This window comes from Moritella viscosa, assembly GCF_900120065.1.
Classification (GTDB): domain Bacteria; phylum Pseudomonadota; class Gammaproteobacteria; order Enterobacterales; family Moritellaceae; genus Moritella; species Moritella viscosa.
In genome coordinates, this window is sequence record NZ_FPLG01000139.1 from 129075 (window position 1) to 153842 (window position 24768).

General features: G+C 39.9%; 18 protein-coding genes. 11 read left to right on the forward strand and 7 right to left on the reverse strand.

All coding sequences use genetic code 11. From position 1 onward, the window contains the following. The first annotated feature begins 341 nt into the window (after positions 1–341). The 3 genes from BT797_RS21320 (at position 342) to yghU (ending at position 4816) form a co-directional block, all read left to right on the forward strand. A complete protein-coding gene (locus BT797_RS21320) occupies positions 342–1973 on the forward strand; it encodes a cytochrome D1 domain-containing protein (RefSeq protein WP_075473444.1) in 1632 nt (543 codons plus the stop codon). Positions 1974–2070: 97 nt separating this feature from the next. After that, entirely contained in the window at positions 2071–3852 is a 1782-nt protein-coding gene (locus BT797_RS21325; protein ID WP_075473445.1) for a NapC/NirT family cytochrome c, read from the forward strand. A gap of 106 nt (positions 3853–3958) precedes the next feature. Next, positions 3959–4816, forward strand: coding sequence for a glutathione-dependent disulfide-bond oxidoreductase (yghU, locus tag BT797_RS21330; protein ID WP_075473446.1), 858 nt, complete (start codon positions 3959–3961; stop codon positions 4814–4816). Positions 4817–4921: 105 nt separating this feature from the next. On the opposite strand, the gene BT797_RS21335 is transcribed toward yghU, so the two are convergent. Next, entirely contained in the window at positions 4922–7045 is a 2124-nt protein-coding gene (locus tag BT797_RS21335; RefSeq protein WP_075473447.1) for a methyl-accepting chemotaxis protein, read from the reverse strand. A gap of 396 nt (positions 7046–7441) precedes the next feature. Here BT797_RS21335 and BT797_RS21340 point away from each other — a divergent pair, with 396 nt between their 5' ends. Both BT797_RS21340 and BT797_RS21345 read left to right on the forward strand, forming a co-directional pair. Further along, entirely contained in the window at positions 7442–7768 is a 327-nt protein-coding gene (locus tag BT797_RS21340) for a hypothetical protein (protein WP_045110874.1), read from the forward strand. A gap of 249 nt (positions 7769–8017) precedes the next feature. Next, positions 8018–8950, forward strand: a complete 933-nt coding sequence (locus BT797_RS21345; RefSeq protein ID WP_045110873.1) for an exopolyphosphatase — start codon at positions 8018–8020, stop codon at positions 8948–8950. Between the two features lie 112 nt (positions 8951–9062). Here the strand turns inward: BT797_RS21345 and BT797_RS21350 are convergent, their stop codons facing one another. Continuing rightward, positions 9063–9230 carry an SEC-C metal-binding domain-containing protein gene (locus BT797_RS21350; RefSeq protein WP_045110872.1) on the reverse strand — a complete coding sequence of 56 codons (168 nt, stop codon included), beginning with the start codon at positions 9228–9230 and terminating at the stop codon, positions 9063–9065. A gap of 171 nt (positions 9231–9401) precedes the next feature. Next, positions 9402–10208 (reverse strand): RecX family transcriptional regulator, encoded by an 807-nt coding sequence (locus BT797_RS21355; RefSeq protein ID WP_075473448.1) that lies wholly within the window; start codon positions 10206–10208, stop codon positions 9402–9404. A gap of 417 nt (positions 10209–10625) precedes the next feature. Here BT797_RS21355 and glnD point away from each other — a divergent pair, with 417 nt between their 5' ends. Further along, the gene (gene glnD, locus BT797_RS21360) at positions 10626–13202 is read left to right on the forward strand and encodes a [protein-PII] uridylyltransferase (protein WP_075473449.1); all 2577 of its coding nucleotides are present in this window, start codon (positions 10626–10628) and stop codon (positions 13200–13202) included. A gap of 85 nt (positions 13203–13287) precedes the next feature. On the opposite strand, the gene BT797_RS21365 is transcribed toward glnD, so the two are convergent. Both BT797_RS21365 and pdxR read right to left on the reverse strand, forming a co-directional pair. Next, positions 13288–15381 carry a methyl-accepting chemotaxis protein gene (locus BT797_RS21365; protein ID WP_075473450.1) on the reverse strand — a complete coding sequence of 698 codons (2094 nt, stop codon included), beginning with the start codon at positions 15379–15381 and terminating at the stop codon, positions 13288–13290. A gap of 429 nt (positions 15382–15810) precedes the next feature. Continuing rightward, the gene (gene pdxR, locus BT797_RS21370; protein WP_339391027.1) at positions 15811–17349 is read right to left on the reverse strand and encodes a MocR-like pyridoxine biosynthesis transcription factor PdxR; all 1539 of its coding nucleotides are present in this window, start codon (positions 17347–17349) and stop codon (positions 15811–15813) included. Positions 17350–17474: 125 nt separating this feature from the next. Between pdxR and BT797_RS21375 the strand changes: the two genes are divergently transcribed. The 4 genes from BT797_RS21375 to BT797_RS21390 all read left to right on the forward strand — a co-directional run bounded on the left by BT797_RS21375 (position 17475) and on the right by BT797_RS21390 (position 20469). Continuing rightward, positions 17475–18080: a GNAT family N-acetyltransferase gene (locus tag BT797_RS21375; RefSeq protein ID WP_045110869.1), complete on the forward strand. Its 606-nt coding sequence runs from the start codon at positions 17475–17477 to the stop codon at positions 18078–18080. Then, a complete protein-coding gene (locus tag BT797_RS21380; RefSeq protein WP_052678347.1) occupies positions 18073–18567 on the forward strand; it encodes an FMN-binding negative transcriptional regulator in 495 nt (164 codons plus the stop codon). Before BT797_RS21375 ends, BT797_RS21380 begins: the two co-directional genes overlap by 8 nt. Before the next feature lie 76 nt (positions 18568–18643). Continuing rightward, the gene (locus BT797_RS21385; protein ID WP_075473451.1) at positions 18644–20035 is read left to right on the forward strand and encodes a glycoside hydrolase family 1 protein; all 1392 of its coding nucleotides are present in this window, start codon (positions 18644–18646) and stop codon (positions 20033–20035) included. A 95-nt stretch (positions 20036–20130) separates the two neighbouring features. Further along, entirely contained in the window at positions 20131–20469 is a 339-nt protein-coding gene (locus BT797_RS21390) for a TehB family protein (RefSeq protein ID WP_045110864.1), read from the forward strand. A 234-nt stretch (positions 20470–20703) separates the two neighbouring features. Here the strand turns inward: BT797_RS21390 and BT797_RS21395 are convergent, their stop codons facing one another. Next, positions 20704–22296 carry a BCCT family transporter gene (locus BT797_RS21395; RefSeq protein ID WP_045110863.1) on the reverse strand — a complete coding sequence of 531 codons (1593 nt, stop codon included), beginning with the start codon at positions 22294–22296 and terminating at the stop codon, positions 20704–20706. A 292-nt stretch (positions 22297–22588) separates the two neighbouring features. Here BT797_RS21395 and BT797_RS21400 point away from each other — a divergent pair, with 292 nt between their 5' ends. After that, complete coding sequence (locus BT797_RS21400) at positions 22589–23179, forward strand: DUF2238 domain-containing protein (protein ID WP_075473485.1); 591 nt, start codon at positions 22589–22591, stop codon at positions 23177–23179. Between the two features lie 56 nt (positions 23180–23235). On the opposite strand, the gene hutH is transcribed toward BT797_RS21400, so the two are convergent. Next, entirely contained in the window at positions 23236–24768 is a 1533-nt protein-coding gene (gene hutH, locus BT797_RS21405) for a histidine ammonia-lyase (RefSeq protein ID WP_075473452.1), read from the reverse strand.

The following is a 24768-nucleotide window of genomic DNA, read 5'->3' on the forward strand; positions in this document are numbered from 1 at the left end:
GCATTGCTTATAAATGTTTATATTTATAATCCCACATAAAAAGCATGCCTATCAATGGCTTACTCATTCTGGTTTGTTTTAGATCAAATGGTTGCTTAATTGTAAAGAATCGTAAGCAAGAATTGACCTTAGTCATTTTGGGTTACCTATAAGGTGGTGTATGTTGGGCGGCGATACGGTATTTAACCGTTTTTTAAGCGTGACATTAGATTGCGCAAGCATTTATTTGCACGCGTTCATGCACCCACGTTGATACATTATTTAAAAAAATAAATATCTTTTTTAAAGAACGTTATGTTTTAACAAATGTGCGAAGTAACTAGATTTGTTAGGGATGTCTTATGAAAAAAACGAAAATGGGATTTTCAATACTTAGCCTTGCAATTGGGCTTAGTATTTCTGGTTTTAGCAGTTTAGCAATGGCTGTTGGACAGCCTCATTTGTCTGAAGCTGATTTCGAAAAAGCACAACTACAATATTTTCAACGTTGTGCTGGTTGTCATGGTGTACTACGTAAAGGTGCGACAGGTAAAAACCTTGAGCCCAAGAATACGCTGAAAAAGGGTCAGAAACGTCTAGAGAAGATTATCTCTTACGGAACTGAAGGTGGCATGAACAATTTTGATGATATTTTTAGTAAAAAAGATATCAGCAATCTTGCTACATTTATCCAAATGGAGCCACCAGTTCCACCTGAAATGTCTCTAGAGCAAATGCGTTCGCACACCAAAGAGTATGTTGCACCGAAAGATTACCCAACTAAACCACTTCACGGTTTAAACTGGAAAAATTTCTTTGTTATTATCGAACGTGATGCTGGTACTGCGGCAATCATTGATGGTGATACGAAGAAAATTATTACTCATATTGATACTGGTTATGCTGTACACGTAATTAAAGGTACTGAAAACCACAAAATTGATACAGCGAAAGATGTAGGTCGTTTTTGGTACACCATCGGGCGTGACGGTAAAGTTAACAAGATCGATTTATGGCAAACGCCTGAAAAAATGTTAGTTGCTGAAACTAAGATGGCTTATGACGCACGTGATATTGCGGTATCTGGTGACGGTAAATACGTTATCGCTGGAGGTTATTGGCCTGCGCATTTCGTGATCATGGATGCTGTTACGTTAAACCCGCTTAAAGTTGTATCTACTCGTGGTTACAATACTAAAGGTGAATTCATTAATGAAGCGCGTGTAGCGGCGATCTACACAGCTCCGAAAACGTCTTCATTCATCGTAGCAGTAAAAGAAACAGGGCAAATGCTGCAAGTTGATTATAAAGATTTAGACAATCTTACAATTACTAGTATCGCATCAGCTGAATTCTTGCACGATGGTTTCTTCGACCCATCAGGTCGTTACTTCCAAATCGCAGCAAATGCATCAAACAAGATGGTAGTTATTGATACCAAGAAACGTAAATTAGAAGCAATGATTGACGTTGATACGCTTCCTCACCCAGGTCCTGGTGCTAACTGGATTGATAAAGAGTGTGGCCCTGTAGGTGGTACAACTCACTTAGGTACTGGTCTCGTCTCTGTTTGGGGGAATGATCCAATTGGTAACCCGGATAAAGCGTGGAAACTTTGTTATGAAGTTGAAACTGATGGTGCTGGTGCATTCATCCGTACCCATGAGACATCACAATATGTTTGGGCTGATCAGCTGAAACACCCTGAACCTGAAGTTCAACAGTCTGTGCAAGTATTTGATAAGGATACTCATGAAATCGTTAAAACGATTCGTGTGACTGAAGAAGAAGGTAAAGCTGCGCTTCACATGGAATTCAACGATGATGGTACAGAAGTTTGGGTTTCAGTTTGGAACCGGAAAGATGCGAAGAACCCAACTGGTGAAATTGTTGTTTATGATGCGAAAACGCTAGAAGAAATTACACGTATTAAAGGCCTTACAACGCCAACAGGTAAATTCAATGTGTTTAACCGCGTGAATCACAAAACTTAGTTTTTTGTAAACTGACGAACAAGTCATATTTATAAGATATTAATATGGCTTGTTTTTTATCATAGTTTAAAAAATAAAGTCACCTGAGGGAGTCAATATGAAAAATAATAAGAAACGGTGGGCTGGATTCTGGAATAAGAAATTGATTTTAGGTACATCAATTTCAAGTGCGGTACTTTTGTTTATTGCAGGGATCATTTTTTGGGGTGGTTTTAATACCGGAATGGAAGCAACAAATAAGTTAGAGTTTTGTATTAGTTGTCATGAAATGAATGACAATGTTTATCAAGAATACAAACCAACCATTCATTATGCTAACAGAACTGGCGTACGTGCTGGATGCCCAGATTGTCATGTTCCTAAGCCTTGGATCTATAAAATGATCCGTAAGGTTCAAGCGTCTAAAGAAGTATTCTCATGGCTAACGGGTAAGATTGATACTCCCGAGAAGTTTGAAGAACACCGATTAACGATGGCCAAAAGTGTCTGGAAGGTAATGAAAGAAACGGATTCAAGAGAATGCCGCAATTGTCATAACCTGCAAAACATGAATCCTGAATTTCAGAAACCACGGGCAAGAAAACAACATATGACGGCGATTGAAATAGGGCAAACTTGTATTGATTGCCATAAAGGGATTGCGCATAACAATGTTCGTCACATGCTAACGGATGAAGAGCTGGAAGAATTAGAACGTCCAAATCCTGAATTCATTAGAGCTTTGCCTGAACTATACAAACAGGGTATGGAGAATGTTAAGGCGACAGAGCAGAAAGAAGCCCAAGAACGATTAGAAGCTAACAAACTTGCTAAAGCAGAAGTTCAGGCTCAAATTGACGCGGCAGTAGCACAAGCTGTAGCAAGTCAACCTAAGTCTGGCCGTTCAGCAGCCGTTCCTGTACAAGAAGAAAGCTCAATCAATGTAGACTGGTCAAAAGCAGGTAGTAGAGAAATTACAGTGTTCTACCCTGGCACTGCTTCGATAGAGTGGATCCATGGTCGAGATCATGGTGGTAAACGCGCATTTACTAAAGGAGAACGTTGTGTTGATTGTCATGAGGCTGAAGTTGCAGAGATGGGGGCTAGTATTGTTTCGGGAGAAAGTGAAAAAGACTTAGAGCCCACAATCATCCCTAATAAACGAGGATCTATTCCATTAACCGTTGATAGTACCCATGATGGTGAATTTCTATATATGCGATTCAGTTGGAAGGAGGGCAAGCATACGCCTGCACCTTTTGTTGACGGAGGTAAAATGGACCCAGATAATGCGGTTAAAATTGCAGTGATGTTAGCAACAGATGAAGTTGAATATGCTGACCGAGCTGGCTGTTGGGGTACTTGCCATGTTGATGCCGATACGATGCCACTGCAACCAACAAATGATGAATATAAAAATAGTTCATTGGCTGGTCGTGCTGAAATTTCGAATATCGTGACTAAATATATCAAAGAAAGTCGTACTAAAGTTGAGTTGAAAGGGCGTCGAGGTAAAAAACTTGGTGGCTGGGATAAACTCAAAGATGAGTCTGATATAGAAGCATTAGTAGATGAAGGTAAGTATATGGACTTGATTAGGTACAGTGTTGATACTAAAGAAGTTGAAGACGGTTCAATCTTAGCCGATAGGCAAATGCATAATGGTCAAGGGGCGACGACTGTTGAGTCAACGTTTATTGCTGGAATTAGAACTGTGATCTTTAAACGTAAACTTGTTTCAGGTGAAAAAGGTGACATCGATTTGGATGCAGCCAATATTTACAACTTTGGTTTTGCAATTCACGATGATTATACAAAATCACGCTATCATCATGTGTCACTTGGCTATAAATTGGCATTTGATAACGCTGATGCAGAGATCAACGTAATTAGACAATAACGGGATCAAGTCCTAATGAACTTTTAGTCGTAATCTATTTAAAACTATAATAATGTGAAGCACTATATATTATATATAGTGCTTTTTTGTTGGTTGAGGAAATTTTATGGAAAGTGAATACATACCACCGGCAGTTTGGACAAACGATGATGATAATGGCGGTGCTTGGGCATCAATAAATCGCCCTGTTTCTGGTGCTACCCACGACAAAGTATTACCCGTCGGGAGTCATCCTTTACAGCTTTATTCGTTGGGAACGCCAAATGGTCAAAAAGTCACGATCATGTTGGAAGAGTTATTAGCCTTGGGCGTGATTGAGGCTGAATATGATGCTCACATTATTAATATTGGTGAGGGTGATCAGTTTTCATCCGGGTTTGTTGGTATTAATCCAAATTCTAAAATCCCCGCATTAGTGGATCAATCTGGTGAATTGTCGATTGAAGTATTTGAATCGGGTGCTATCTTACTTTACCTTGCCGATAAATTCGGCCATTTATTACCGAAAGATATAGTGAAACGCACGACAGTATTGAATTGGCTATTTTGGTTACAAGGCGCTGCACCGTATTTAGGAGGTGGGTTCGGCCATTTTTATGCTTACGCACCAGCAAAATTTGAATATCCAATTAACCGTTTCACGATGGAAGTGAAGCGTCAACTCGACTTATTAGACAAACAACTTGCTGCTAATAAATTTATAGCTGGTGATGAATATAGTATTGCTGATATTGCAATTTGGTCTTGGTATGGCAACGTGGTGCTTGGTAAGGCATATGATGCTGCGGAGTTTTTAGATGTTGCAAGTTATAAGTACCTGCGGAGTTGGGCTCAAAATATTGCAGACCGTCCTGCTGTGCAGCGTGGTCGAATCGTGAATCGTACATCAGGCGAAGCATGGGAAGCGTTAAGTGAGCGCCATAGTGCTGCTGATATCACTGAGGCTTTAAAACTAAAACCTTAACTGTATATCATGAAACGTGATTTATATTAAGATGACCAGCACAAGCCGAACAATGGTGCTTGTGATGGTCATTATTGTGTCTATTTCTATTCGTTAAATTTACGACTACTCGACTTTAAACTGCCCAACCAATACTTGCTGTTGTGATGACAGTTTTGTAATATCATGACCTATTTTTTCTGCCGTGGTAGATTGATCTAAAATTGATTGGCTTAAATCACGAATATTAGCAACATTGCCATTCACTTCTGTGGAGACTGTTTTTTGCTCGCTGGCCGCATTGACAATCTCACTGTTCATTCTTTGGATATCCGCAACAAATGATGAGATATCCGCTAAGCTATTTACGGCTTGCTTAACTCGTGTTGCAGTTTCAAGAGCTAGGTGATTACCTTCTGCTATTGCTGTAGTTACACTACGTGTTCCGGATTGTAAATCTTCGATAACCACTCTAATTTGATCCACAGAATCGTGCGTTCTGCTTGCAAGTTGTCTCACTTCATCGGCAACGACCGCAAAGCCTCTGCCTTGCTCACCAGCTCTTGCCGCTTCAATCGCAGCATTAAGGGCGAGTAAGTTAGTTTGTTCTGATATACCTTCAATAACCGACAGTATGGCACTAATATTACCACTGTTTTTTTCTAGTTCATCAGCAATCGGAACTGCCATCGCCATTCTCTCAACTAGCTCTTGCATTGTCTCTGCTGATTGTTGTACTACAACTTGGCCACCTTTTGCTGATTGCTCTGCTTGGCATGCCATTTCTGCTGCTTTATCTGCATTTTCTAGTACTAAGGCTGACGTTTGTGTCATTTCTTCAGAGGCGGTTGCGACCATATCCACTTCTCTAAATTGTGACTCACTGCCTTGGCGTGATAGCTCAGCTATTTCACCGGCTTCTTTAGACGTTTTACTGATGGCATCAGAGGTTTCAATCACATCTTTGATCGTACCTTGGATTTTATCTAAAAAGCGATTAAACCAAATGGCAAGTTCGCCCACTTCATCGGTAGATTTAACATCAAGTCGTTGGGTTAAATCGCCTTCACCGCTCGCAATATCTTGTAGACGAGTTGCAACATCTTTAATCGGCGCGACTAACTTAACGGCTGCAAACCAAATAATAAGCAAACCGAGTAGGGTAACAATAATCCCTGTAATAATTTGAATTTGAAGGGTTTCGTTTGCTTGATCTTCAATGAGTTGATTAAGCGCTAACGCGTCTGCCATCACGGTTTCTCGTGGCATGGTGATGACAATACCCCAGTTGACCGCGCTGAGTTTAATTGGCATGAAGACGGTTAAAGATTGCTGATCTGCACTCCATTGTGATTGTGTTACACCATCGGTTAGCCATTGCTTCAATTGTGGGTCTGCTATTTGTTTACCAATTGCAGCATTGTCATCATCAGAAGCAACCAGTTGTCCATTGTTACTCACAATACGAACTTTACCTGCGCCAGCAAATAAAGCTTGGTCTGCGCGTTGTGCATATTGCTGTAAAACGTCTATTTTGAGGTCTATGCCTGTGACGCCTATTATTTTACCTTGTTTGCGTAATGGAACGGTAATAGGACTGATTAAGCGAGTAGCACCATTCTCATTGTATAAATACGGTTCAATCACACACATACGTTTATTGGTGATACTGCAGCTATACCAAAAATTATTTGCCTGCCCACTAATGGCCTGCGTTGTGTTATTGATCTGCTGTTCACTTTTAATTGTTAAGGTGGGTTTGTTTTGATTATTCTTATACCAGTAAGCTGAAAAACGACCTTGATCGTTAGAGCTGACATAATCTGCATTGGTATAATTAGCATCTTCACCATCTAACATGTCGGGGAGGACGGTGGTAAATGCGGCATGCATATTGTCGAAGTTTTGTACTGACCGCTTTAATAATTCTGAAACCGAGTTTCGTAGTTCATCACTGCTGGTGAAATTTTCTTCAGCATTAAACTGTAAAAATGCAATGCTCTCGGCTAACATTTCTGCGCGGTACGTTGCTTCGTCTAAATATTTTTGGACTATGGATGCTTGTGTATTTGCTTCACTCATCAGTAATTGTTCGGATTTTTCACCGACAGACTGGCTGCTTTGGACTTGTATTATTTTTTGATTGGATGTGGATGATAGAAGTGTAAAACTGATTAATGATATTGCGACAAGTAAAATGCAACACCCTGAAAGCAAAGTGATTTTCCACTGAACTGATAACGAACCCATGTTAATTCCCTTTAATACCCTAATATAGTTACATCAGTTAGGTTTAAATTTCAAATAAATACCTAACTAAGTATATTCACTATGTTTATACCAAGTTACGCGAGATTAATAAAGTGTTGCAAAGAAATTAAAGTTGTAACAAATGAAAGTCCTAGCCTAGGCTAATGCTAAAGTGCCACTTAGTTTATCGGTTATAACTGAGTTGAAACGAATTATTGAAGGGTGATCTCACGGTTATTCTATTATATAAAAATACGAATGAATCACATGTTATTAGTAAATATAAGGTTTTAAGCCGTTATTCGCTGCAACATGTGGGCATTAGATTTAGCCATCACTAGACTTAGAACGATTGAAATTATTTCTACGTTTTAACTTCTATGTGAGGGTTTCTAAATGAAAATGATCAAAGCGTTGAGTACTATTTTATTATCTTCTGCGATGCTAGCTGGTTGTACTGGTGTTTCGATGAAAACGCAAAACTTAAGCGAAAGTGAATATACGGTTATTGGCCCGGGAGAAGCGACAGCTACGGGGATCATGCTATTTAACTTTATTCCTATCCAACAAAATGATCGTTTTGTTCGTGCACAAAAGGCTGCCATTGCATCACAAGGCGGTGATGCAATGATTAATGTCGAAGTACAAGAAGATTGGTTTTGGGCGTGGGTGCTTAACGGGTATCAAACGACAGTGTCTGGTGATGTCGTTAAATTAAAATGAAGTAATTTATATATTTTTAATATAAATTCACTATAGATTCCACATTGCTACAATGCAGCGAATTTATAGTGCCTTAATTTTGTTCATAAATTGTGATTGTTATTCATCCATCTTAGGCTTGTTTTGCGTGCAAGTTCAAGCTTGGGCAGTTACAAAACCTTTCTCGTACAATCTCCGCTTGATTCTCACTCTTCTATACGGTTATCTTTAGTTATCTTAGGTTTAAACTTATGTGACAAAGGAATAAATATGTCTGAACAAAAATATCGATTAGTAACGCGCAGTGATTTTGATGGTTTAGTATGTGCAGTACTGTTGAAACAACAAGATCTCATTAGTGACATTAAATTTGTTCATCCTAAGGATATGCAAGACGGTAAAATTGATATTACCCCAAATGATATTGTGACAAATTTACCCTATGTTAAAAGTGCCCATCTGACGTTTGATCATCACCTTTCTGAAACTATTCGTAATACTGGCGAACGCGTTAATCACATTATTGATCCCGATGCGCCTTCTGCTGCACGTGTGGTGTGGGACTATTACGGTGGTCTCGACACATTCCCTGCGGAATGGATCGAAATGATGGAAGCGGTTGATAAAGGTGACTCTGCACAGTTCAACCGTGATGAGGTATTAGACTCTCAGGGCTGGAACCTGCTCAATTTCTTAATGGATGCGCGAACTGGGTTAGGGCGTTTCCGTGAGTTCAGAATCTCGAATTATGCCTTGATGATGGATCTGATTGATTATTGTAAAGATCATAGCATTGATGACATTTTGGCATTAGTGGATGTGAAGGAACGTATTGACCTGTACCGTGAACACGAGACGTTGTTTAAAGAACAGGTTCAGCGTTGCGCAACGATTCATGGCAACTTAGTGTTACTTGATCTAACTGACGAAGAGACTATTTTTGCCGGTAATCGATTTATGATTTACGCACTGTTTCCACAATGTAATATCTCTATCCATAAGATGTGGGGTTTTCAAAAGCAGAATATTGTATTTGCGACAGGTAAATCTATTTTTGATCGTAATTCGAAAACTAACGTGGGTGAGTTAATGCTTCAATATGGTGGTGGTGGGCACATAGCTGCTGGCACGTGCCAGATTGAAATTGACGAAGCGGAAGCTATTCAGCAAGAATTGATTACAACAATTACTGCAGACGGTTAGCAAAAAGCCTCCGAAAGCTATATTTAATATAGCAGTGGAGGCTTTTAGTACTTATGGCTAATTTAGTACGTCTACTAATTTAGTCAAAAGTACTATTTAATAAAGCGTGTGATTATTTACCACAACACTTCTTAAATTTCTTACCGCTGCTACATAAGCAAGGATCGTTACGGCCAACTTTAGCGCCTTCTCTTACGATCGGAGCTTGTGGTTCGTGGTGGTGACTACAGCCTGGACCGTGTACGTGACCTTCTTCGCCGTGTGTGTGTTGGTTTGTCATTATTATTCCTTATTCGATATTGGTGCTTTGTTATCTTTGATGAAATTATATAACAAAGTTTATCGGTTTTGGTTAAAGTTATTGTAAATAAATTGCTCTGCGAACAAAATTAGCTAAATAAGCAGCGTTCTTGCTAATCAATTGAATTCAATTTCTCAATTAAGTTCGTCATTAATCAGATGGGTTGAGCGCTTCTTTGATTTCATCAGAGTCGAAACCTTTACGTGATAGATAAGCGTAAGCTTTCGATTTACCCGCGCTGTTGCTTGTGTCGTAACGTTTCTTATTTAATTCATCTAAGCAGCTTTGATAAAAGTCTATATCACCAGCCAGTTCAAGTTGGTCTATCACGTTATCAAAATCTTCAACGTTAATTAACTTGCTGCGCAATTCACTGCGTATGACGCGTTTACCTTTACCTTTACGGTATAGCTTCATGGTTTCTTGGCTCAAGTCTGCTTTTTCAGCTTTGACTTCGAGTTTGGATCTTAAGGTGTCTTTTTCTGGGTGCATGGCCAATGCATGATCAATCTCGGCACGTGAAAACCCTTTGGTGGTGAATTGCGAATACACTTTCTCTTTGGTTGTTGAGTGAAAGGTTTGAAATGTGCTTCTTAATCGTGATGCGGCTAACTCAAATTGGTCAATCTCCTCATCATCCATCACTTGTTCAATCGCTGCTGCTGCATCTTTTTCATCTACGCCTCTGGCACGTAATTTACGCAAGATGGCTGATTTACCTTGTTCATTATGAAAGGCGGATTCAGCAAAAAGAACAGCAAAATCAAAATCGCTTTTGATGTAATTTTTACTAACTAGATCGTCTAATACGGTTTCAATCCACTCTTGGTTATCTGTTTTACGTTCAAGCTTGGTGCGTATTTCTGCAAGGGTATAGTCCTTTTGAGCTAAATGCCAATATGCCGAGTTGTAGACATTATCAATTGATTTAGCCTGTCGTAGTTCTTTTTGCAGCATGTCTTTAGCCAGCCTGTGACGTATTATTTTTTGAGTGAGTTTATATTATACGCTTTATCTAGATTATTCATGCTGCTAATGCCACAAAATCGCGATGAAAATGGTCAATATACGGCTGTTTTTATGCAAGTGTTCTATGCTATCAAGATGTTAATTAATTAGTGCTCTAATATTTAAAGTTATGAAAAACACACGTGACATTCGTGAGCGCCTGCTGTCACAGCGTAATTGAATGATTTAGTTAGAGCTGTTATCATTTTAGCTCTAACTATTATCGGCAGGGTTTTGTAAGCGCTGGTACTGCTGGTATGCACTATCATGGGTACCTACACCTTGATGATTAACAAATAAATCTGTTTTTAAGGGAGAGCTTGACCGTTTAAATACGAGTTCAAGCTATTATAAAGGATTAGTAATATGTCTTTCGTTTCAATGGAAACTTCTGGTGCAGAATTGCGTCGACGCATCGTACAGTTTGATCATGAGTTAAATCAGAAATTTTATACTGATTCTATCCAATCACTAATGGAAAAAAGATCTGAATTTTTTGATCAGCTGCTTATTGCACTTTGGTATTCCTTTGAATTGAATGAATCAACGTTATCCATCAATGCGGTCGGTGGCTACGGTAGAAAAAGACTTCATCCCCAATCAGATATAGATCTGGCCATTATTAGCGATGGTAAGATGTCCAAAGACGTCGAAGAAAAACTGTCTTGTTTTGTCACTAAGCTTTGGGATTTAGGGACTGACATTGGTCACTCTGTCAGAACGTTCGAAGAAGCAATTCAATTGGCAGCTGAAGATATTACCATTGCTACAAATCTACTCGACATTCGTCCATTGCTGGGGCCATCGTCTCATGCGTCAATGCTCAAAGAAGTGCTTTTCCAAAACCAGGTTTGGACAAGTAAAGCGTTTTTCCATGCGAAGCTAATAGAGCAAGAAAGCCGTCATAAACATGCAAAAAACACGGCTTTGTACTTAGAGCCTAATTTAAAAAATAATCCGGGTGGGATGAGAGATGTGCAAACCATACATTGGATAGCACAAAAGCATTTTTTAATTGATAACCCGAACACGATAGAGTCGACAGGGTTTTTAACCTCAGAGGAAACCTCTGAGCTATTAGAGTCCTATGATTTTGTCTGCCGAGTACGCTGGGCATTACATTCGGTGGTTAACCGGCCACAAGAAGTTCTCCTATTTGATCATCAATCGGCAGTCGCTGAATTTATGCGTTTCGGTGGTGATGATAATAATCAACATGCGATTGAAAGCATGATGGGTTACTTGTTTACCGCGATGACGCGTATACGTGAATTGAATCAAATGCTCAGTGATTCTTTCCAATTTGATATTTTAAAGCATCAGCCCAAGAAGCCAGAACGTATTATTGATGAATATTTTATGGTTCGAAATAACCTCATTGAAGCAAGATATAAAGAAGTCTTTATCGACAAGCGTCAAGTCTTGAGACTATTTTTATTGATTGCTAAACATAACGATATTAACGGAATAGCGCCTGAAACACTCAGATTATTGAGACAAACTCGGCGAACATTACTGGGTGAACTTAGCTGTTACCAAGGATGCCGAGAAGAATTCATAGCCCTTTTAAAACAACCTGACGGGTTAAAAACTGCGTTCAGTTTAATGCATCGATACGGTATTTTAGCGTCCTATTTTGCGCATTGGAAGCAAATCGAAGGTCAAATGCAATACGATATGCATAACGCTTACACCATCGATGAGCACACTTGTAAAGCGGTTCAAGCAATTGACAGTTTTAGTCGTGACTTCAATAATAAAAGTTTTATTTATAATGTAAATCAACATGTTAAAGATAGGGTTTCGCTTGTTCTAGCAACACTTTGTCACCATATATCAGGTAAGCAAGCTGTTGAAAATAGCCAACTTAGTGCCATTATTGCCAAAGAGTTTGCTGAAGTACACCAACTAAAACACTCAAGCATTAAACAGGTTTACTGGTTAGTCGCAAACCAAGATCTTCTTATTGGTACGATTCAAACCCAAGATATTAACGATCCGAATGTTATCAAGCAATTTGCGAAACAGGTCGGTTCTTTTGACAAGCTTAACGCGCTCTACGTGTTTACCGTGGCAGATATGATCGCTACAAACGAGCAATATTGGAATGAGTGGCACGAGTGTCAACTCAAACAGCTGTATTTATCAACCCGAGATGCGCTAAGGCAAGGTATAGAGAATATATTCGAAGTTCGTACGCTTATTAGAGAAAACAGAAATGACGCAACGAGTAAACTAATTGGAATGGGATGGAGTGAACAAGATATCGTGTCGCTATGGTTCACGTTACCGAATCATTTTTTTAGTAGTAACAGTGTGGATGAAATTGTATGTATTACGGAGCAAATCCTAAAGAGCTCAGTGAAACAAGACATGATTTACATTTCCGATAGTTTATCGACTAGCGCAACCTGTTTAATCGTGTATACCAAGGACAGACCTAAGCTTTTTGTTGATATATTTAATACCCTAGCAACGGCTAAGTTAAAGATTAAAGATGCGCAGATTATGCAAACCAAAGACGGCATGGTATTAGAAATAATCAAATTACTTGATAGTAAGGATGAGCCGATAACTGACCAATTTAGGCTTGATAAGATAGTCACTCGAGTTAAAAAATCAATTAATAATGAAATGTCGAGCAGCAATCTGTCGACTCCAAAATTTGTGAAAAACTTTGAAAATACGACCGTTGTAGAGTTTTTAAAATCAAATAAAAAAAATAAGTCCCTCCTAAAAATCAACACATTGGATGACCCTTGTTACATGGAGGAAATCTGCTCTGTATTTTCACAAAGTGATTTAACGATTCATTCAGCAAAGATCAGTTCGCTTGGTGAATCGACAGAAAATGTCTTTTTAATCTCCAAGAATAGCGGGGAACAGATCACCAATGAAGAGCAGACACATTTAAATGAATTATTGGTATGTCGAATTGCGTAATACGCTACTAGCCCTAAAGCTTTAAAAACTAAGTTCACATCACAATGTATGACTCATTGTGATGTGAATTAGATTGAGCTAAGTTCTATATTTTGAAATTGCTTAATTCTCCACGCAGATTGGCCGCACTGTCAGTTAACTCGTTACTAATTATGACTGAAGCACTCATACCTTCCATTACTTCCATTGCGGTATCATTAATGCGTACAACATTACGGTTAATTTCTTCAGATACGCAGCTTTGTTCTTCTGCCGCAGATGCGATTTGATTATTCATATCGTTGATAACTTCAATTGCTTGATTGATCTCCCCGAACGCTTGTTGTGCAGCTTGTGTTTCTTGTTTTGTTTCAATGGCCTGTTGTTGTCCCTGCTGCATTAATGTCACAATGGACTGTGTTTCTTGCTCTAGCCTTGCCAGCATTTCACCAATTTCTTTAGTCGAAGTTTGCGTTCGAGTTGCAAGGTTACGCACTTCATCAGCCACTACTGCAAACCCACGTCCAGCTTCACCAGCTCGTGCAGCTTCAATCGCTGCATTTAAAGCAAGTAGATTGGTTTGTTCTGCAATACCACTTATTTCTCCGAGTATCCCTTGGATAGAGGTGCTTGATTCAACCAAGCTTTGAGTTTGATTTTGAGCGTTGTTGATTTTAACCGCTAAATTATCAACTGAAGATACGGCATTATCCATTCGGCCAATACCGCTTATACTATTCGTTTGAACTTGGCTTGCAGCTGTGGCAGCTTGCATCGCCGAATTAGCGACTTCTTGAGCTGTTACACTCATTTCATTAATTGCTGTTGCTAACGAATTAACTTCATTAACTTGAATGTCGAGTTGCTCTTTGGTACTGGCTGCACCTTGTAAGCCAGCGCCAGCCCCTTGATCAACTTGGTTTGCGCTTGTCATTACGGCACGTAACATTTCTTGCATACGCTCTAAAAAGATATTAAACCAGTGTGCCAGTTGCGCACTTTCATCTTTACCTTTTACTTCTATACGGTAGGTTAAATCGCCATCGCCTTGGGCTGCATCTTTAAAGCGTTCAACTAAATTAATCAGTACTTTACCAAGTGAATTTGCAATAAAACTCATTGCAGCAATACCAATAACAACTGCAATTACGCCTGCGAAAATACCTTGGTTGAGTGCTTCTGAATTTTGTTCATAGCTCCAACTTTCAAATTTTGCCACACTTTGAGTAAGTTGGCTGGTTGGAACCGATACCATTACAATCCAAGGTGCACCAGTCGTATCGATAGAAGTGATAGCATACTCATCATTACCAATAGTGATCATACCTATATCATTCTGAGTTGCTAAGTCTTGAATTTTTTTCCACTGCGATGATAAAGCTGATGGTACTTTTTTACCTACATGGTTGCTATCTTGACTATTAGCTAGTAAAGCGCCTTTCCATGAAGAAATAATGATATTACCTTTCCCATCAAAGAGTTTTTTAGCTAATTTTTGACTCTGGTCCTGTAGTTCGGTCAAAGAAAGGTCGAAGCCAAGTGAACCAATGATTTTACCGCTCAGTTTTAATGGCAGGCTAATTGTTGTTATCAGTTCCTTTTGGCCTCGAACTGGATACATATAGGGTTCCATTACGAAATTTTTCCCCGTTTCATAAGGGATTAAGTGCCAATCATCGGTTCGTTCGCCATTTGCGTTCAGAGCTGTGTTGTTAAAACTATCCATTGCGACAATATCAAAGCCGCTATGTGAGTTTGGTGAAAAAAATGGCGCTAAATAGCCTTCAGTATTGAATGCTTTTGCCACGTTAGATTCTGACTCTTGTGGCCACGTTTTTTCTTCCCATACCATATATCCAGCAAAAACAGCTTTGTCTTGTGCTTTAAGTGAGGCAATGAACTGCTTAACAATTGTTTCAGCATCTGCTCGGCTATGTGCGCTTAGTTCAATGATGGAACGTATTTGAATAAGGTTTGCTAAAACTGGGAATAGTTGATTCTCGATCGTTTTAGCTTGATTAGCTGCGGTCGAACGCAAATTCAAAGTGGTCGCATTCGTTAATTGTATTTTAACTTTTTCTGTTATTTCTTGGCTTACTTTAGTAAAGGCACTGGTTGTCATCCCCATCGCTATTAATAAGGTAAAGACCATTGTTAACCCTGCGCAAATGGCAATACGCGTCCGTATACTTTTAAACATGTTATTCCTTAATCATTCCCGAGCGGTGTTTTGTAACTTATTGTCATGGAATTAGTATACCTATATTGTTGTACACCTAATTAGGTGTTTTTATTTTAATGGTCATTTATTGAACAAAAGTGTAACTGCGCAGTTTAGTTACATAAATTGGATTTTTTAACTAGTGTTATTATTATATTAGGCTGAAAAGGTATTTGAAATTGGTATTATACGCCTGCTATCTTAGTGACGCAGTGAATAATTCTTTTTGTCAACGAAACATCATAAAACTGAAGGTGTATGTTTTAGTTTTTTTATCATAAATAATTGATCTAGATCATCATTGTCGGCTACTGGTTGTTCTTTTAAAGTGAGTACAGCTAGCCTCCGATAGAGCAAACCGAAAGGAATTAGGTATATATCGATTAGCTCGATCTACTATTGAGTAAATTAACCATACAATTCCTGCACTATTATTTTCATTCCCTGCGTTATTTCGACTTCATTCATGGAAGCAAACCCCACCCGAATAAACCGATATTGCGATTTTTTTTGTTCGGTTATCAAATGCTCTGTTACCAAATTAAAGTCAACCTCGGTCTGTAAATACACATCCTTGGTCAGTAACGTTTGCTTTAGACCAACAATCGATACGCCCATATCCACCCACAGTGCCATGCCGCCAGGGGGGCAATCAAAAGTGATTGGCAAACCTTGTTGTTGATAGCCCCGTAATATGTTAACTAAAAAGTCACGGCGTTTATGGTAGCAGCGGGTCATACGTCTTAAATGATTTTCAAAGCCACCTTGTTGCATCCACTTAGCGACCGCCTGTTGCATTAACACATTATTTTTATGGTTCATTAACGTTTTGTATGCGGTTAACTCCGTGATTAATGCATTATTTGCTACCACGTACCCAATGCGTGCACCAGCGAACATTAATTTTGAGAAGGTTGAAATATAGATAACTAAACCGAGCGGATCATTTGCCGCCATCGGGGCAATTGGTTGAGAGTCGTAATGAAACTCATGGTCGTAATCATCTTCTATAATCGCAACGCCGAATTGTGCAGCTAGCTGATATATCTGCATTCTTCTACTGACATCTAATGTCACTGTTGTCGGGTATTGATGTAATGGCGTCAAATAAATGAGTTTAATATCTCCCTTTCCAAGTTGTGTAGCTAGATACTCAGGGATAATGCCTTTATGGTCTTGTTCTATAACAGCCAGCTCAGCGCCTGAACTTTTAAAGGCTGCCCATGCTGGTGGATAGCCGAACTGTTCAACGGCCACTTTATCACCTGCTTGTAATAGTAGTTTAGATACCATGTACAGGCCTTCTTGAGAACCATTACAAATCATGATTTCTTTATCTGTTATGGATCTGACGCGACGTAAATATGTTGAAACTTGGGTGATTAAATCCGTTTCTCCGATATTATTATCATAGCCTAAATTGGTAAATTTCGGATGTTGTAAAAGTTGCGAAAAATAGTGTTTGAATTCATTAAATGGGAATAAGCGGTTGTCAGGCTGGCCCCCTGAAAAATTGTATTTATATGCAGTGGCCCCCTTAACAGTTGTAGTGGCAGTGGTTTTTTTATGTCGAAACTGCCAATCAAAAGTTTGATGCTCAACAATGAGGTTGCTTATCGTCTTACTTGTTTGAATGGGTAACTTATTAACGACCCGATATCCCGAACGCTCTTTGGCTTCAATCCAACCTTGGGCAACCAACTCTGCGACTGCAGCCATAATGGTATGGCGGTTAACATTTAACTGTGCGGCTAATGTGCGGGCAGAGGGAAGTGCCTCACTTGGAACTACCTGTCCTTGTTTAATTGCTTGTTTTAATGCATCGGCGATAAGTAAGTATTTTGCTCGGCGTTTTCTTTTCTGTTCTGTCATCTTTTGTTCAGTCTCGGCACTGGTTTGTGCCGTTATGTGCGCATTGATGGCAAGTGCTAGGCTAAGTAATTTCAAACTGGTCTACCATTTTTATAAATTCTGGTTGTAGTACTTATACCAAATAAACGCATAATTGGAAAAGATTCAACATAGTGTATTCAGTACTCAATATTCAAAATAAGAATAGGAAATCTAACCTTATGCTAAAACCAATTAGTCTTGAAAGTGAATTGATTAAATTGGAGCCGATAACAATGGCTCATTTATCTGATTTTTATAATGCGGGGAACTTTGCTGAAGTTTGGCGGTATATGCAGTCAAACCCTTGTGAAAATATCGAAATTACACGAACTTGGATTAGTGGCATGATTGACGAAATGGACACCGGGTCACAAATTGCGTTTGTCATCATTAACAAGCAGAGCAATAAAATAGTGGGTTCAACGCGTTTGTTTCGCGTAAATGAAGTCGATCGCGCTTTGGAAATCGGACATACCTTTATCTCTCCTGAGTTTCAACGCAGCCATGTTAACTCCCATGCTAAATATCTGTTGCTTGAATATGTTTTTGAAACATTAGCGTTCACTCGTGTTGAAATTTGTACACATGAAGACAATCTACAATCACGTCATGCGATTGCGCGTATTGGTGGTCAGTTTGAAGGTATTTTAAGAAAGAATCGTCGTGCAAAAGATGGTCGTTACAGAAATACTGCCTTATTTAGCATTATTAACGACGAGTGGTCGCAAGTAAAAGCTAACTTATTAAAAACAGGCCAGTCTAAAGAGGTGTTTTCTTATGTATGAAATTAAGGAACACCCACTAGCGACACTGGTATTTATCGACGCTAAAAATATACTGAATATTAGCCATATCCCTTTTCATTTAAGTGCTGATGCGCGTTATTTAATTGGTCATGTTAGCAATCGACACGCATTAGCCAAAAAGTTGAAAGGACAAGCGTGTGACAGGGAAGGAGTCGATCTTAATTTAGTTTTCCATGGTGAGAGTCGTTACATGTCTCCGAATGATGTGGCGCCATGTGAGCGAAAACCTCAAACTGTTCCCACATGGAAATACTCTAATACTCATGTAGTAGGTGTGGCAGTTGAAATAGTAGATATAAAAGATAAGTACCAGCAAATGGTATTAACAAGTGCTTATTTTGAACAAAATCAAATGACACCTTGGACTATGGATAAAGTGCCCAGAACCGCCGTATCACATATGCTGAATGCTATTACGGTATTTAAAGTATCGATTATTGAGCTAAATTCAATTTTAAAAGTGTGAACGTGTTCAACTAGTCATTATTTATTATAGTTTATCATCGCATTCAACATGGATCGTTTTATGAGTTGAGGGACAAATGAATTTATTTCCACAGGACTTCTTATGGGGTGGAGCAATTGCTGCTAACCAGATCGAAGGTGCATTCCAGCAAGATGGTAAAGGTTTATCGACAGCAGACTTATTACCTAAAGGGATTTTAAGTGATCATCAAGAACGTGCAGATAAAACCGCGGGAATTAAAGATCTCGCTATCGACTTTTATAACCGCTACCCGGAAGATATCCAATTATTTAAAGAGATGGGCTTTACTTGTTTAAGATTGTCTATTGCATGGACGCGTATATTTCCTAATGGTGATGAAAGTCAGCCTAATGAAGCGGGTCTTGCTTACTATGACCGTATTTTTGATGAGCTAGCTAAACATGATATAAAACCATTTGTTACTTTATCTCATTACGAAATGCCTGTGGGTTTAGTTGATAATTATGGTGGTTGGACTGACCGAAAATTGATTGGATTTTTTGAACGCTATGCAATAACCGTGTTTGAGCGTTACCAAAATAAAGTGAAATTGTGGCTGACTTTTAATGAAATTAATATGTCGTTACATGCACCGTATACCGGTGTAGGTTTACCTGAAACCACTGGTGAACAAGCCATTTATCAAGCAATTCATCATCAACTCCTTGCCAGTGCCAAAGCGGTGACCTTGTGTAAACAAATCATCCCCGATGCTCAAATTGGTAATATGTTGTTGGGTGCGCTGAATTACCCTTATACCTGTAATCCCGATGATGTAATGGCGGCGGTACACGAGAATAACAAATGGTTATTCTTTGGTGATGTGCAGACCCGTGGTAGATATCCTGGTTATATATTGCGTTATTTCAGAGACAATAATATCGAAGTAAGAATGGAAGAAGGGGATTTGGAGACGCTATCTGAAGCGTGTGTCGATTTTATCTCGTTTAGTTATTATGCCAGCGGCTGTGCCAGTGCTGACCCGAAGCAAAAAGAAGTTGGTAACATTATTGATAGTGTACCAAACCCTTATTTAGAGAAAAGTCAGTGGGGATGGTTAATCGATCCGAAAGGTTTACGGGTATTATTGAATTTCTTGTATGACAGATACCAAAAGCCTTTGTTTATTGTTGAAAATGGTCTAGGGGCCCGTGATGAAGTTACTGCGGATGGCGAAATTATTGATGATTATCGTATTCAATATTTGAACGATCACTTAGTACAGGCAAGGGAGGCGATCTTAGATGGTGTTGAACTGATGGGGTTCACTAGTTGGGGGCCGATTGATTTAGTGGCTAACTCAACCGCTGAAATGGATAAACGCTATGGCTTTATTTATGTTGACCGTCGTGATGATGGCAGTGGTACTTTAGAACGTACCCGTAAAGAAAGTTTCTTCTGGTATCGGGATGTGATCCAAACGCGCGGAGCCTCACTTAACATTTAAGATTTAACCGTTGGGATATCTTACTTGCGCTAATGGATAATGGGCGTATATTTTATACCTATTAATCATTATCTTTACTACAAGTGAGTGTGCTTATGCCGACAATCCCAACTGATTTTGTTAACTACAAATCAACGCCCGTCTTTACGCCGAATAATATCCCTAAAATGTTTCTACACTTACATAATACCCGCGCAGGTGTTTACGGAAAAATTAAGGTTACTAGTGGCTCGTTGAAATTTTATGGTTTTACTGAAAGACGAGGTGCGATAGAGCAAGAAGTTGTGATTGAAAAAGGCGAGTCGGCCATTTCACCGCCGGAGTATTGGCATAAGGTCGAGTTTATGACGGATGATACTGAGTTTAGAGTTGATTTTTACGCGCAGAAAGACTCTGATATTGTTGCTGAAAACCGTTCTGAGCGTAATGATTAAGGGCACTTTCAAATGCTATCAGTAAAACCAACACTTTATTACGTTTATGATCCTATGTGCTTTGGTTTAGTTAGCGAAGCAGTTTGGTTTAGAGTCGGGTAAATTTGAAATTGCCTTTGCTCGTTCTATAGGACTGACGGTAGAATTGATAAGAAATGTTATTCGAGATGAGGAATAAAACAGCCTGATAATATTAAGCTCACATTGCTTATTAATGTCAGGCTGTTTTGTTTGTTATGCTTTTGCTAGTGCTTTTTCTGCAAGTAACGCATCTTGTGCTTTAGTCATCTTAATTGCAGCCATTGGCCCTGTTAACAAGGTTGCGGCAATAAGTAATGATACTGGTACAGCAGTAATCACAATGAATGATTGCAGTGCATTTAAACCACCGTCACCCGCGAGTAATAATACTGCAGCAACACAACCCATGATAACAGCCCAGAATATGCGCTGCTTACGGTCGGGTTCATTATCGCCAGATACAACCATCGCTATCGAATAAGCCATCGAGTCACCTGTGGTTACAACAAACGTTGTCGTGAGTATTAAGAATGCAGGTAGCAAGATTTCGCTTAATGGTAATTGCTGTAATATTGCTAATAATACCGCAGGTAAGCCAGCTTCATTTAATGGGGCTGAAATGATACCCGGTGTTTGTAGCTCGAGGAAAATGCCTGTACCGCCTAATACCGAGAACCAGAAGTTTGTAGCAATCGGTGCTCCAATGGCAACAGCCAATACTAACTCACGGATACTACGACCTTCTGAAATACGCGCAATAAAAATCGCCATCATAGGTGCAAAACCAATGAACCAGCCCCAGAAGAACCAAGTCCACCAAACATTCCAACCTGGATTATCGCTAGTTAAACTCATCGCTGGTATATCTTGCAAATAAGTTGCAAATGCACGACCAAACTCTTCAAAAATGAATTGTGTGGGACCTAAGATCAGGATCGCTAATAGTAATGCGAACGCGCCAATGACATTTAAGCGGCTAAGCCACTGTAAACCTTTGTCCATGCCTGATGCGGCCGATAGCGCACAAATTAACACTACCACGGCTAATATCATCAGCTGAGAGTTCATGTCATTTTTAAGTCCGATTAGGACTTCTAGGCTATAGCCCATTTGCGATGCTAAGAAACCAATAGGACCAATTGTACCAGCTGCGACGGCAATAATTGAACATGCGTCAATGACTGCGCCAAACCAATGGTTTTCTAGACGATTACCAACGATAGGGAAAAGTAACGCACGTGGGCGCAACTTAATACCATGATGGTGATGTGCATACATCAATACAATCGTTGCGAGTGTGCCAAGCACTGACCACGCAAGGAACCCCCAATGCAAAAAGCTTTGACTTAGTGCTGGGACAACTGCATCAACAGTTGATCCTACAATGTCAGGATAGCTTGCTGATGGCGTAATGAAATGATAAATAGGCTCTGCAGCAGACCAGAAAACGCCACCACCTGCTAATAGGGTACACATGATCATTGCTAACCAGCGGAACGTACCTATTTCAGGTTTGGTTTTGAGGCCCATACGGGTTTTACCGTAACGGGTTGCCGCAATGCATAACGCAACAGCAAAGTTCGCTACCATTAGCCATTGCCAAAAGTAACCAAATTGTCCAGCGGCTGCTGAAAATAAGTCTTGAATTAAGGTTGTGAAACGAGGGAGGTCAATGATCGCAGACAATAAAAATAAGCTAATGAAGCCAATTGTTAATGCTGGAACCAATTTGTCGCTTTTGCGACGCGTTGAGGTATTCGGTATTACGGGTACTTCTTCGCCAATCTGGCATGCATTTAGTTGCATAAAATTCTCACTTAGGGTGTGAGGGGCGGTATATTACCAGTATTTTATTAATATTCCAGTTCAACATTCCTATCGATTATGTTTTGCGATATATTTAACCAATACGTTTGTTTTTTCGATATTTTAAAATCATTTTTGTCAGTGACTTAGGGCTTGCACTACCTCTTTGGTAATGTTTTTATGTTGGTTGTAGTTTAGAGTGTGGTTGTTTTTTGATCTTGCCCTTTTTGTAACATGGAATTAACATTAATATACTCAGTGACATACATACTATTTTATGGAGTACCGCATTATTAAATACCTCTGGATTATAACTTTCGCAGTTGTACTGATTTGGTCTGGTATTGATCCAAAAGATCAGTTTACTTGGTTCCTTGAAGTCGTACCTGCAATCATCGGCGCTGTTATTCTAGCGTCAACTTATAATAGTTTTAGACTGACGTCACTGCTGTATTGCTTCATTTTGGCACATTGTATTGTCTTGATGATAGGTGGTCATTATACGTATGCCGAAGTCCCTTTTTTTGATGGTTTATTTGGTGCTGAAAGGAATAACTACGATAAAGTTGGGCATTTCTTCCAAGGTTTTGTACCTGCATTAATTGCCAGAGAATTATTGATACGAAAGAAGGTTGTCAATGGTGATCGTTGGCGGGTACTGTTTATTATCTCGGTGAGTCTCGCGTTTAGTGCGTTTTATGAACTTATCGAATGGTGGGTAGCGTTAACTACGGGAGAGAATGCTGAAGCATTTTTAGGTACTCAAGGTTATATATGGGATACCCAATCAGATATGGGGCTTGCACTATTAGGGGCGATAGTCTCAGTATTATTACTCTCTAAGTTCCACGATCGACAGCTCAATGACATAGCAAAGCCCTAAATTTGATTAGGTGTACATAAAATCATGGATTTAAGGCTTTTATTCAATTTGAGTTGTTAGAAACTCGGTAGCATGTCTCTTGCAAGAAGCTTATTGTGGGCCGCTTCTAGGAGCAGTTGATTAGCTTTGGCAATATCAGGCGCAAAGTAACGGTCTTTGTCGTAGAAATCGACACGTTCACGTAGCTCTGCTTTAGCCTGTTCAATTAACAGGGACGATTTTAGCGGCGCTCTGAAATCAAGTCCTTGTGCCGCAGACAGCAGCTCAACCGCTAAGATACCACGGGTATTTTCAGCCATGTCTTTTAAACGACGCCCAGCAAAGGTCGCCATAGATACATGATCTTCTTGATTGGCTGAGGTCGGTAAACTATCGACCGATGCTGGATGGGCTAAAGACTTGTTCTCACTGGCTAACGCCGCTGCAGTTACCTGCGCAATCATAAAACCAGAGTTAACGCCGCCATTATCAACAAGGAATGGCGGTAATTTACTTAAGCTACTGTCAATCAATAGCGCCATACGACGTTCTGATAAACTGCCAATCTCTGCAATCGCCAGCGCAAGGTTATCACTGGCCATCGCAATGGGTTCTGCGTGGAAGTTACCCGCCGAGATAATATCGCCATCATCGGCAAACACTAACGGGTTATCTGATACTGAATTCGCTTCGACTTCGAATATTTCAGCTGAATTACGGATTTGTTGTAAACATGCGCCCATCACTTGCGGCTGGCAACGTAGTGAGTAAGGGTCTTGGACTTTTTCACATGCCGTATGAGAATTTCCAATTTCACTGCTAAATTCAAGTATGTGACGATACATAGCCGCCGAGTCCATTTGTGTACGGTGGCCACGTACACGATGAACGCGTGGATCAAACGGACGGCGACTGCCTAACGCGGCTTCCACTGTCATTGCGCCACATAAGGTTGCTGAAGCAAACAGATCTTCGGCAGCAAATAATCCTTCAAGGCCAAACGCAGTAGATGCTTGTGTGCCGTTTAACAAGGCTAACCCTTCTTTCGGCGCTAACGTAATCTTCTGCATGCCTGCAATCGTTAATGCTTCTTCACCCGAAATGACGTTACCTTGATGGCGAGCTTCACCTTCACCCAGTAAAACCGTGCTCATGTGGGCAAGTGGGGCGAGATCGCCAGATGCACCCACCGAGCCTTTTTTCGGTACGCACGGGTAAACTTCGGCATTAACTAGTTGTATTAACGCTTCAATAACCGATAAACGAATGCCAGAAAAACCACGCGCGAGACTGTTAATTTTAAGTACCATCATCAACCGTACGGTTTCATCATTCATGAACTCTCCGATACCTGCTGCATGAGATAGCACGATACTACGCTGTAATGTTTCGAGATCTTCTGGCGCGATACGGGTGTTAGCAAGCAGGCCAAATCCGGTATTAATACCGTAAGCAACCCGGTTTTCGGCAATGACGTTATTTACAATTTCTGTGCTGGCATGGATATCATCGTAACAGCGAGGGTCGAGCGACACCTGCACAGGGGCACGACTGATTTGACGAAGCTGTGCTAGGGTAAGTTGTCCAGGCTTAATTGTTAGTTGGTACAT